Origin of the sequence: Bacteroides sp. LFL-34 (genome assembly GCF_027257075.1) — a bacterium.
GTDB classification, from domain to species: Bacteria; Bacteroidota; Bacteroidia; order Bacteroidales; family Bacteroidaceae; genus Bacteroides; species Bacteroides ovatus.
In genome coordinates this window covers 68867-80922 of sequence record NZ_JAPQKZ010000021.1, presented here as the reverse complement: position 1 = coordinate 80922, position 12056 = coordinate 68867, and the positions used below count along the sequence as shown (strand labels likewise).

Sequence of the window (12056 nt, the reverse complement as noted above, 5' to 3'; positions counted from 1 at the left end):
GAAGAACCAGAATATGGAACAGTTAGATTATATTATTATTTTACTCTACTTTCTCGGACTGATTGCCGTGAGTGTTGTGATGTCCCGGAAAATCAAAAACTCCGAAGATATGTTTATTGCCGGGCGAAATTCTTCGTGGTGGCTGTCGGGAGTCTCTTCCTACATGACTATCTTCTCGGCAAGTACCTTTGTCGTTTGGGGAGGCGTTGCTTATAAATCGGGACTTGTTGCGGTAGTTGTTGCACTTTGTCTTGGCATAGCATCGTTTATTGTCGGTAAATGGATCTCGGGCAAATGGCGGGAGCTACGTATTAAATCGCCGGGAGAGTTCCTTACTATCCGGTTTGGACACCGCACGGTGAGTTTTTACACAATTTCAGGAATTATAGCCCGTGCGGTGCATACGGCAGTGTCTCTGTATGCGGTAGCGGTTGTGATGTGTGCATTAATCAAAGTTGATGGTGGCAGTATTTTTGCAAGTACGGGTATGATGGGTGATTCACCGATGGGTTACCTAAGTATTTGGTGGGCGCTTCTTATCCTTGGTGCCATCGCTCTTGGATACACCATTGCCGGAGGATTTCTTGCGGTACTAATGACTGATGTAATTCAGTTCGGAGTACTTCTGGCCGTGGTTGTATTTATGATACCTCTTTCATTTAACGCGGTAGGAGGCGTAAGTGCATTTATTGATAAGGCCAGTGAGATACCGGGATTCTTCTCGGGCACATCTCCGACCTATACATGGGGGTGGCTTTTACTGTGGATATTTCTCAATGTTTCTATGATTGGCGGCGACTGGCCGTTTGTACAGCGATACATAAGCGTGCCTACTACAAGAGACGCAAAAAAGAGTACTTATTTAATCGGAATTCTTTATATCGTCACTCCTCTCATCTGGTATCTTCCTACCATGATTTATCGTGTGATGGAACCCGGACTTGCGCTTGATTTGGATGCAACCACAATGACTTTCAACGGCGAACACGCTTATGTGAATATGAGCAAACTCGTGCTCATGAAAGGAATGGTCGGCATGATGTTGGCAGCGATGCTATCGGCCACATTGAGTAATGTTTCGGGTATTTTGAATGTATATGCCAATGTATATACTTATGATATTTGGGGACACAAAGAGAAAAACCGTCAGGCAAATGAGAAAAAGCGTATCAAGGTAGGACGTCTCTTCACATTTGTCTTTGGACTTGTGATTATCGCTTTGTCAATGCTCATTCCTTTTGCCGGAGGTGCCGAAAAGGTGGTAGTAACTCTTCTTACTATGGTGATGTGTCCTTTATACATTCCGTCAATATGGGGACTGTTCTCGAAGCGGCTGACAGGCAACCAACTTATTTCTGCAATGATTCTTACCTGGCTCGTTGGTATTATGGCTCGCGTCATAATTCCCGCCTCCGTTATTAGTCCAAGCCTTATAGAGTCAGTTGCCGGTTGTGTACTTCCTGTACTTATCCTTGCAATTATGGAAGTTTGGTCGGCACGTAAAAAGTATGAAGACAATGGTTATCAAGCCATTTGTGAATATACTGATCCTGAAGCCGATCGCGAACCGACATTAAAGGAGAAGAAAGCGGTATTAATCTATTCGCATTTGGCTGTTAACTGCTTCTGTATTACCATTGGTGTCGTTGCGCTCTTACTGACAGGTCTGCTTATTGCTGGAGATCCGAAGACCCTTGCGGTCAAAGGAATTGTGATAGGAAGTATCATACTGATGATTGCCATGATACTTGCTTATGTGATATACAGAATTATATATGCAAGACGTCTGAAAATGTCTAGCTAGTCAATTATTAATAACCCTAAATACTAATCAAATGAATCTAAAGATGTTATTGTTTGCAAGTGTGTCGCTTGTGCTTTTTGCATCTTGTCATAACTCGGATGATCCGTATATGACACTCGCGACAAAGACACTTGATGTAGAAGCAGAAGGTGGACTTTTCACTGTTGACCTTTCATCTAATGTCTATTACAGAGTCAATAACGATTGCCAGACCGATGGAAGCGATAGCCATTGGGCAGTTGTTGATTCGCATGAGACACAAGGTGAGATTACTAAGTTTACAATCAAAGTCTCTGAAAATTCATCGACTAGTTCACGTGTCGGTACCATTCGTTTCATTGGCGATGATGTAACTCCTCTAAAGCTGGTTATTACCCAAAAAATGATTGTTCCGAAAGGTATCAGTCCTATCACCGAATCGATTGACGCAACTACAACAGAATCCTCATTCAAAGTCTTTGGCGATAAGGAGTGGAAGGCTGTATGTGCAGATGCGGATGTGACCGTTTCTCCTGCAAATGGGGTAGGCGAATGTGATATTAAACTTACTTTCCCGGAGAACAAGACATTTGCCAAACGGACAATTAAAGTAACGGTAACCATCCAGGATGATACAGACTATACCTATACTCTTGTACAAGATGCTTTCTCGGGCATTTTGGCTGATTGGGACTTGAAGAGTTTAACTGCCAACACAAGTGGAACATTTGCTGATGATGAGGCACAATCGGTATTCCCGGGAACCAATGGCAAGTATATTGCTCCGAGTGCCGGAAGTGGTAAGATTGAGTATTGGGCATGTGACCGGACAGGTTATGTAGAGCAGAAAGTCGTATGCAGCCGTGCCGTGGGTGCTAATGGTGACCCGTATGTATCAGGAGCTATTCCGGGTGATTATTGGTATGTCTATGGGGATATGAAAGGTACGACCATTCCTGCCGGTACCAAGATACACTTCTATTTTGTGACCAAATTAGGAACGATGTGTTCCAACTACTGGATGATCGAATTCAAGGATGGAGAAGAATGGAAACCGGCTCTTCCGACTTCGACTCTTCAGGAAAGTGCGACAGAGACACTGTCGGGTGCACCTATCAATTACTCGGTGACTATTACCTACAACTTTGCGGGAATGTTGCTCGATAGCAGTAACAATGGCGCATATATCCCTGCCGAAGGAGTATTTACCACGACTAAGGATATGGATGAGATTGTGTTAAGATTCGGACAGGCAGGTCGTTTATGTCTTAATGGCGCCAAATTCGCTGGAAAGTATATCGACTGGACACATGCAAGCGGCCAGACACGTTTTTCAGCGCAACATCCGAGTAATCCTGAAACAGGTGCGGCAATCAAAGAGTATAACCAACATGTATTGCTTGAAATCGTAGAATAAAGAGTATGAAAAAAAGTATATTAAGCCTGTTATTGGCATGTTTCCTGCAAATCAATCTGGCTTTTGCACAGAATGTAATGAAGGGTGTCGTTAGCGATGCCAATGGTCCTCTTGTCGGAGTGGTGATCCACGATAAAGACAATGCAAAAGGTACTACCTCCGATATGTCGGGAAAGTATGCGCTCAATGGCGCTGAATCAGGCCATACAATAGAATTCCGTTATCTTGGTTATGTGACCGAGACTGTGGTATGGGATGGTAAAAGTGTAGTAAATATAAAACTTAAAGAGGATGCTGTACAACTTGAAGAGACGGTTGTTATCGGCTATGGATCTGTAAAGAAGAAAGATCTTACAGGTGCGGTCGGTGTAATCAACAGTTCGCTTATCGAGAAACAGAGCACGTCTCAACTTTCACAATCTTTGCAAGGACTGATTCCGGGACTGACGGTTACCCGTTCGAGCAGTATGCCGGGAGCGAGTGCTACGGTTCAGGTGCGTGGTGTGACAACAATGTCTGATTCGAGTCCGCTTATCCTTGTCGATGGTATGATGGTCAGTAGCCTCGACAATATAGCAAGCGAAGACGTACAGCAGATTACTGTACTTAAAGATGCAGCTTCTGCATCCATCTATGGTGCCCGTGCTGCTGCCGGTGTTATCTTGATAACGACTAAGGAGGCAACCGAGGGACAGCTTTCGATCGGTTATAACGGAGAGATTTCGTTGTCTTCTCCTACCGAATTTCCGAAATTCCTGACAGACCCTTATCACTACATGACAATGTATAACGAATGGTCGTGGAACGATGCCGGTAATCCTGCGGGAGGCGAGTTTGCCAACTATTCACAGGACTACATCGACAACTATGCTACCAACAACAGGTATGATCCCATTCAATATCCTATCTATGATTGGAAAGACGCTATTCTTTCGAATACCGCTATGCGCCATAAGCACAACTTGACCATGACGTATGGCAACAAGGTAATCAAGAGCCACACTTCCGCTACCTACGAAAATGCCGACGCTATCTATAAAGGTTCAAACCACGAAAGAATCTCTATCCGTTCGCGTAATAATCTCAAGATTAGCGATAAGCTCTCCGGTTCTATCGATTTCTCGGTACGTTATGCCACGAAAAATGACCCGACTTCCGGTAGTCCGATTCGTGCAGCTTATATGTATCCTTCCATTTATTTGGGACTTTATCCGGACGGCCGTGTAGGTCCCGGTAAAGACGGCAGTCTTAGCAATACGCTTGCCGCCTTATTGGAAGGCGGAGAGAAGAAGACTGTATCCAACACAATGACCGGTAAATTCTCGTTGAGCTATAAGCCCATAAAAGATTTGACCCTTACTGCCAATCTGACTCCTACCGTCGGAACTGTTTCGATCAAGGAGATGAAGAAAGCCATACCTGTTTACGATGCATACGAAACCGATGTTATGCTGGGATATGTTTCAGGATATACTTCCAATTCGTTAAGTGAAGAACGCCGTAACATCAAATCATTGGAGAAACAATTCATCGCTACATACGACAAGACCTTTAGCAAGGTACATAACTTCAATGCCATGGTCGGTTATGAAGATTATAGTTATACGTATGAAACGATGTCGGGATCGACCAACGATATATCTTTGTCTTCTTTCCCTTATCTTGATTTGGCGAACAAGAATGCTCTTGCCGTAGCCGGCAATTCTTATCAGAATGCATACCGTTCATTTTTTGGCCGTGTCATGTATAATTACGACAGCCGTTACTACCTCCAGCTCAATGCTCGTGAAGACGGATCTTCACGTTTTCACAAGGATCACCGTTGGGGATTCTTCCCGTCCGCATCGGTGGGTTGGGTCATCTCTAACGAGAAGTTCATGCAAAACATAACCCCGATAAACTATCTGAAGTTCCGTGCCTCTATCGGTACGCTCGGTAACGAGCGGATTGGAAATTATCCTTACCAGACATACATATCGTTCAATAATGCCATTATGTATGACAGTGCAGGTTCTACGCCCCAATCATCGATGTCTGCCGCTCAACAGGATTATGCGTATGAGAATATCCATTGGGAGAAAACACAGAGCTGGGATATAGGTGTGGATGCCGCTTTCTTTAACAATCGTCTTGACTTTAGCGCAGACTATTATTATAAGAAGACAACAGATATGCTCTTGTCGGTGGCAATCCCGTCGTTTACAGGTTATTCGGCACCTGACAGGAACGTAGGTAAAATGCACACCCGTGGTTGGGAGGTGAAACTCGGCTGGTCTGATCGTATCGGAGATGTAACTTATGCAGTAAGTTTTAATATCTCTGATTACAAGTCTATAATAGATAATCTTAATGGCAGGCAGCAGTTTAACAGCGATGGTACCATTATTACCGAAGGCGCAGAATATAACTCCTGGTATGGATATAAGACTGCTGGTTTATTCCAGACCGCAGAGGAAGTCAGTGAAAGCGCTCTGCTTTCGGCTTCTACCAAACCGGGTGATGTGAAATATGTAGATGTCAGCGGTCCGGACGGCACTCCTGACGGAATTATCAATGAGACATACGACCGTGTAGTGCTTGGCAGCTCATTGCCACACTATCTATATGGAGGTTCTATTAGTTTGGGCTGGAAAGGTCTCTCCTTCTCCTTACTCTTCAATGGTGTCGGGAAACAACTTTCACGCCTCACCGAAAGTATGATTCGCCCCATGCAGGGACAATGGCTTCCGGCTCCGTCAGTCCTTCTGAACGACAATGGCAGCCGTAATTATTGGAGTGTGTATAACACTGCAGAGCAGAACGCGGCAGCCAGCTATCCCCGTTTGAGCCATCAGGGCGGTGAATACAACAACTACAAAATGTCGGATTACTGGCTCAAGAGTAGTGCCTATATGCGTATAAAGAATATCAACGTTGGCTATACAGTTCCTAAAAAAATCGTCTCTAAAGTCGGAATCAAGGGACTTCGGGTGTACGTCAATATCGATGATCCATACTGCTTTGATAGTTATCTTTCGGGATGGGACCCTGAAGCAGGCGCTTCTACCTATATCACACGCACTTATACATTTGGAGTGGATATCAAATTCTAATGGAGTATGAAAAAATTACATAATATGAAAAAAATACATGTATTGATTTGCATGATAGCTCTTCTATCTGTAACTTCTTGTGTGAACCTCGATCTGAATCCTCCTTCAGCCGCATCCAGTGAAAACTGGTTCTCGTCACCGGAGGAAGTTCGAATCTCATTGAACGATTTTTATCGCAGTACCTTCTTTGTTATAGAAGAAGGTTGGACGCTGGATCGTAATACGGATGACTGGGCGCAACGAACCAACATTTATACCATTGCGGCAGGTTCACTGAATGCGTCTTCTACAAGTAATCCTAACATCAAGACTGTTTGGAGTTACACGTATAAGAACATTAGTCGTGCCAACCGAATTTTGGAGGCACTCGACAAACTTGAAGGCAAATATTCCACCACTGAACTGAATACGCTTCGTGCCGAAGCCCGTTTTTTCAGGGCATTTGCTTATTCACGTTTGATTACTCTTTGGGGAGATGTTCCTTTCTACGTGACTTCGATTACTCCGGAGGAAGCATTTGAGATGGGGCGTACCGACAAAGCTGTCGTTCTGAAACAAATTTATGAAGATTATGACTATGCCGCAGAAAATTTACCGGTCGCAAATAATAATAGCGGCGCCACCCGTGTGGACAAAGGAACGGCTTATGCTTACAAGGCTCGTACCGCTCTCTATCAACACGACTATGGGACTGCCGCAAACGCTGCGCAAGACTGTATGGATCTGGAAGTATATGACTTGGCCCCTGATTATGGAGAACTTTTCCGCGACAAGACAAGAGGAAGCAAAGAAGTTATCTTCTCTGTTGCTCACTCAAGCGACCTTGAGTTGGATGAAAACGGTAAACCTACTACACAGGCTATCGGTTCCTTTATTGCCCGTTCGGCAGGCGGTACACATAATGCACAACCTTCGTGGGAACTTCTTGCTGTCTACGAAATGACGAATGGCAAGACGATTGATGAACCGGGCAGTGGCTTTGATCCTCACGCTCCATTTGCCAACCGTGATCCCCGTTGCCTGGAAACATTTGCTGCTCCCGGCAGCCGTATCTATGGTATTGAGTGGAACCCTGCGCCAAACGCACTCGAAGTAATGGACTATACGCAAAATCGTATGATTACAAACAAAGATTCCAAAGGCGGTTCGGATGCTTCCAACTGTGCTTACAATGGTTGTTGCCTGCGCAAAGGCGCGCAAGAATCATGGCGTACTACTTTGTATAACGACAACCCCGTTATTCTCATGCGTTATGCCGATGTTTTGTTGATGTATGCCGAAGCTAAGATTGAACTGGGGGAGATTGACGCTACTGTCCTTGCTTGCATCAACGATGTCCGTGCCCGTGCTTATGGCACCACCCGTACACAAACCAACGACTATCCGTCCATCACGACAACCGATCAGACGGCATTGCGCAAAGTGCTCCGCCGTGAGCGTCGTGTGGAGTTTGCATGGGAAAATCTGCGCTATTTCGACTTGCTTCGTTGGCATCAGTTTGAGAATGCTTTCGGACACAATATGTACGGATTTACCCGTACAGCCAACAAGGCAAAGGAATACTTTGCGGCAGGCAACTGGTTTTGGCCGGAGACTCCGACATTTGACAAAGACGGATTTCCTTCTTTTGAAGCGATGGCCGACGGAACCTATATCGTCCAGCATGGTGAACGTAAGTATGATGAGAAGATTTATTTATGGCCATTGCCAAGTGATGATGTATTGATAATGAATGGCAAACTTGTTCAAAATCCAGGGTACTAACTTTATTAAATAAATGATATTATGAGCATTGGAGAAATTTTATTGCGCAGTCGCTATCAACCATTGAAAAGGGTGTTGAGCTATGATGTATTCAACACCGGCTTTAACGGCTGGATGACATTGATGCCTAACTTTACGGAATATCCCGATTTTGATGTTCCCAAGACATTGGTCAATAAAGACCAGTGGCCACCGGTCATGCTTAGTTCCGCTACTTTCAGGTATCCGGGCACTCACGGAGCTATGTCCGGCACTTACTCTCTTAAACTTTCGACAAGACCTGTTGCCGCTCCTTATACGGAGATTCCGGCGGAAGGTTGTCTGGGACATGCCATTAAGCGGCTTTCGTTCTCTCGTCCGGGCTGCAAATATTTGCAGATAGAATGTTGGTTTACATACACGGCGGAACAGGATGTGGTGGATGGCGGTGACCGTCCGCAACCGGGTTTACATGAGAGTTCCATCCGCGATTTTGGTATGGGATTCGATGTACAGGAGGGTGGAAAACGTTACCATGTAGGAATTCGTTATCTCAATGCAGTAGATGGCAAATTAATGCAGAAGTGGCAGTATGAACATTCCAATGAAGACATAACCGACCGCGATTGGGCTTATGGACTTGACGGAGACTGGTGTAAGAGGGGAGTCGATCCCTGGTGGTTCGGCCGCCGTTATCCTAATGGCGACCACGATGGATTCAAGGATTTGAAAGATGGTCATCAGAAACTCATTTACAATGAGACCGACTGTAAACTCAATTGGCAATACATGCGTCTGAAACTTGACACAGAGCTTCGTGAATATGTAGAGTTCCAATGTCAGGACAGAATTTGGGATATGCGTGGCATTGCAGCTGATACCGTTGACGGATATGGACGCATCGACAATCTTATCAATCCTCTTTTCTGGGTGGGTACTGATACCAATCGTCGTGTATTCTTTTATATAGATTCTGTTGTTGTTTCACAAGAATAAAAGGAGGAATGTAATATATGAAAATGTTTAATGATTCCCATCTTGAGGTAAAGAAGTTCTTTAAAGGTACTTTCTTCACTCATCCTTACGAGGCTGGTTGGGCAGATGAGGCTATATTCTTTGTTATGGTTGAGAAAATAGAAGGAGATCCCGTATTCGAAGGTCGTGTACAACTATCGCAAGACGGTATACATTGGGCTGACGACGGTAGTGAGCCTGTAATCTTCAAAGGACTTGGCCAACATATTATAAAGGTAAATTCAAATTTTGGTAATTATATTCGTCTTGCCGTCAGCATTGAAGGCGGAGAGATGTTTTTAAATCTTCATATAGCATGCAAAGGTTAATATTTATATTTAGTCTGTTCATCCTTGCGATTGTAGGATGCAGCTCCAATGAGTCTCACTCATTTTTGATTCGTCCGGATGGAGGTGGGGAAGATGCTGCCACTGAAATAGAGGTAGGTAAAACGATTCCTGCCTGGCAGGAGGGTGTGATGGATATTCATTTCATCAATACGACTACCGGTGAAAGCATGTTTGTAATATTCCCGGATGGTACGCAAATGCTTATTGATGCCGCAAGTTCGAGTGTTACAACCAACTCTAATAGTAATACGACCAATACCGGTATCCGTAGTCGTTGGGATCCGACTCTGACTTCTACCCGTGGTTCGCAGATTATAACTGATTACATTCGTAAGTGTATGGTATGGACAGGTAACAGTACGATTGATTATGCCGTACTTACCCACTTCCATAATGACCACTTCGGCGGTTATACTTCTTCCTTGCCAAAATCAGCTAATTCCAATACTTATTCGTTGATAGGTTTTGCCGAGATTTTCGACAATTTCAAGATTGGTACGCTTCTTGATCGTGGCTATCCCGATTATAACTATCCGTTCGACATGGCGACAATGGCAGACAATGCTCCAAGTTGTAATAACTATATCAATGCAGTGAAATGGCATGTCGCCAATCAAAAGTTCGATGCTGCGATATTCAAAGCAGGGGCGAATAATCAGATCGTTCAGAAGTATAATCCTGCAAAGTATCCTACTGCAAAGGTGCAAAACGTGGCAGTGAATGGAGAGATCTGGACAGGTTCGGGCACTACCACAAAGAAGACATTCCCTGAACTCTCGGAGATTACATACGAAAACAGTAAGAACATTACCTCCAGTGACAATTGTCCGCCGGAGAATATAACCAGTTGTGTGATGAAAGTTTCGTATGGCAACTTTGATTTCTTTGCCGGTGGTGACCTTCAGTATAACGGACGTTCGAGTCATGCGTGGAAAGATGCCGAACTGCCCTGTGCAAAAGCAGTAGGTCAGGTGGAACTCTTGAAAGCTAACCATCACGGTGTAACCAACACCAATCAAGTAGATGCTCTGAAAGCACTCAATCCACAAACGATTGTTGTCAATTCGTGGGTAGATTGTCATCCCCGTACCGATATACTGAATTCGATGGAGACAACACTCCCTGCGTGTGACATGTTTATCACTAACTTCTGGCAGGGCGATCGCCCCAGCGGAGTAGACGACCGGGTTACGGCGGAAGAGGCTGCGAGAGTAAAGGGATATGATGGACATATTGTAGTTCGTGTGACCGATGGGGGAAACAAATACAGAGTTGTGACAATCACAGATTCTGACGGGGCAATGACTGTTAAGACTATTTCCGGTCCATATACAAGCAGATAATGAATACAAAATATTATGATGTAATAGTAGCAGGTGCAGGTCCTGCCGGGATATGTGCGGCTGTAGCCGCCGCCCGGCAAGGAGCACGTGTTGCCCTTATCGAAAGATACGGAGTCATCGGAGGTAACCTGACCGCCGGGTATGTCGGCCCTATTCTCGGTAGTGTAAGCAAGAACACGATGCGCGATGAGGTTTGTGCTATTCTTGGCGTCAAAGACAATGACTGGATTGGCGAACATGGAAATGCTCACGATTTCGAAGAGGCAAAACTTACATTGGCAGAATTTGTCGCCAGGGAAAAGAACGTCGATGTCTTTTTGCAATGTTGCGTGTCGGATGTTATTCGTGACGGAAAGGTGGTAAAAGGCATTAAGTGTGCAAGTAACGAGGGGACGCTCTGTTTTGAAGCCGCGGTTACAATTGATTGTACCGGTGATGCCATAGTATCTTTTCTTGCCGGTGCAAAAATAGAAAAAGGACGTGCTGACGGACTCATGCAGCCTGTAACCCTTGAATACACCATTGACGGCGTAGATGAATCGAAAGGAATTATCTGCATTGGAGATGTAGACAATGTTCAACTGAATGGCGAGTGTTTTCTTGATTGGTGTAAAAAGAAAGCCGATGAGGGCAAACTTCCCCGGATGCTTGCTGCCGTGCGTTTGCATCCGTCGGTCAGACCGGGTTGCCGTCAGGTAAATACGACACAAGTCAATAGAGTGGATATTACTTCGGTAAGCTCTATTTTCGCCGCCGATCTTGAACTTAGGCAACAGATACGCCTCCTGACTCAATTCTTGAAAGAAAATTTGCCGGGTTACGAAAACTGTAGAGTGATCGGAAGTGGTACAACAACGGGAGTGCGCGAAAGCCGCAGGGTGATGGGCGACTATGTGATTGATGCCGATGAAATGGCGGAAGGCTGCCGTTTTGCCGATGTGGTGGTACATAAAGCATTGTTCATTGTCGATATACATAATCCTGACGGAGCCGGACAGGCGGAACCGACCATCCAATATTGCAAACCATACGATTTGCCGTATCGTTGTTTTCTCCCGTTGGGCTTGGAAGGGCTTCTGGTGGCGGGACGGTGCATATCGGGTACTCACAGAGCTCACGCTTCCTATCGTGTCATGAGTATTTGCATGGCGATGGGAGAGGCAGTTGGTATTGCCGCTGCCATGAGTGCGTCGCAGCATTGTACTCCGCGGGCTCTCGATGTGGGAGAGTTGCAGAAACGGCTTGAATCGTTAGGCGTAGAGCTGTTCGATTAACGTAGAACATAATCATACTTTAAATTTATAGAGCATACTT

8 protein-coding genes are annotated in these 12056 nt (G+C 45.0%); all 8 read left to right on the top strand.

What is annotated here, in order from left to right; translation table 11 throughout:
- The first annotated feature begins 13 nt into the window (after window positions 1–13).
- Genes N5O98_RS14165 through N5O98_RS14130 form a run of 8 tightly spaced genes read left to right on the top strand, consistent with a single transcriptional unit; the run spans window position 14 to window position 12016 of the window.
- Complete coding sequence (locus N5O98_RS14165) at window positions 14–1804, top strand: sodium:solute symporter family protein (RefSeq protein WP_004308315.1); 1791 nt, start codon at window positions 14–16, stop codon at window positions 1802–1804.
- 31 nt (window positions 1805–1835) lie between these two features.
- Window positions 1836–3200, top strand: coding sequence for a BACON domain-containing protein (locus tag N5O98_RS14160; RefSeq protein ID WP_022199514.1), 1365 nt, complete (start codon window positions 1836–1838; stop codon window positions 3198–3200).
- Between the two features lie 5 nt (window positions 3201–3205).
- On the top strand, window positions 3206–6292 hold the full coding sequence (locus N5O98_RS14155) for a SusC/RagA family TonB-linked outer membrane protein (RefSeq protein ID WP_022199513.1): 3087 nt from the start codon (window positions 3206–3208) through the stop codon (window positions 6290–6292).
- Window positions 6293–6316: 24 nt separating this feature from the next.
- The gene (locus tag N5O98_RS14150; RefSeq protein ID WP_118161400.1) at window positions 6317–8056 is read left to right on the top strand and encodes a RagB/SusD family nutrient uptake outer membrane protein; all 1740 of its coding nucleotides are present in this window, start codon (window positions 6317–6319) and stop codon (window positions 8054–8056) included.
- A gap of 21 nt (window positions 8057–8077) precedes the next feature.
- Entirely contained in the window at window positions 8078–9031 is a 954-nt protein-coding gene (locus N5O98_RS14145; RefSeq protein ID WP_008651152.1) for a DUF6772 family protein, read from the top strand.
- A 17-nt stretch (window positions 9032–9048) separates the two neighbouring features.
- On the top strand, window positions 9049–9378 hold the full coding sequence (locus N5O98_RS14140; protein ID WP_004304776.1) for a hypothetical protein: 330 nt from the start codon (window positions 9049–9051) through the stop codon (window positions 9376–9378).
- The gene (locus N5O98_RS14135; RefSeq protein ID WP_022199511.1) at window positions 9366–10742 is read left to right on the top strand and encodes a ComEC/Rec2 family competence protein; all 1377 of its coding nucleotides are present in this window, start codon (window positions 9366–9368) and stop codon (window positions 10740–10742) included. The genes N5O98_RS14140 and N5O98_RS14135 overlap by 13 nt, the downstream gene beginning before the upstream one ends.
- Window positions 10742–12016, top strand: a complete 1275-nt coding sequence (locus tag N5O98_RS14130) for an FAD-dependent oxidoreductase (protein WP_004308306.1) — start codon at window positions 10742–10744, stop codon at window positions 12014–12016. Before N5O98_RS14135 ends, N5O98_RS14130 begins: the two co-directional genes overlap by 1 nt.
- Window positions 12017–12056 lie beyond the last annotated feature (40 nt).

Excerpts from the sequence above, each read along its gene's own strand:
- N5O98_RS14150 (WP_118161400.1), top strand. The coding sequence starts at position 6,317 with ATGAAAAAAATACATGTATTGATTTGCATGATAGCTCTTCTATCTGTA.
- N5O98_RS14145 (WP_008651152.1), top strand. The coding sequence starts at position 8,078 with ATGAGCATTGGAGAAATTTTATTGCGCAGTCGCTATCAACCATTGAAA.
- N5O98_RS14140 (WP_004304776.1), top strand. The coding sequence starts at position 9,049 with ATGAAAATGTTTAATGATTCCCATCTTGAGGTAAAGAAGTTCTTTAAA.
- N5O98_RS14155 (WP_022199513.1), top strand. The coding sequence starts at position 3,206 with ATGAAAAAAAGTATATTAAGCCTGTTATTGGCATGTTTCCTGCAAATC.
- N5O98_RS14160 (WP_022199514.1), top strand. The coding sequence starts at position 1,836 with ATGAATCTAAAGATGTTATTGTTTGCAAGTGTGTCGCTTGTGCTTTTT.
- N5O98_RS14135 (WP_022199511.1), top strand. The coding sequence starts at position 9,366 with ATGCAAAGGTTAATATTTATATTTAGTCTGTTCATCCTTGCGATTGTA.
- N5O98_RS14130 (WP_004308306.1), top strand. The coding sequence starts at position 10,742 with ATGAATACAAAATATTATGATGTAATAGTAGCAGGTGCAGGTCCTGCC.
- N5O98_RS14165 (WP_004308315.1), top strand. The coding sequence starts at position 14 with ATGGAACAGTTAGATTATATTATTATTTTACTCTACTTTCTCGGACTG.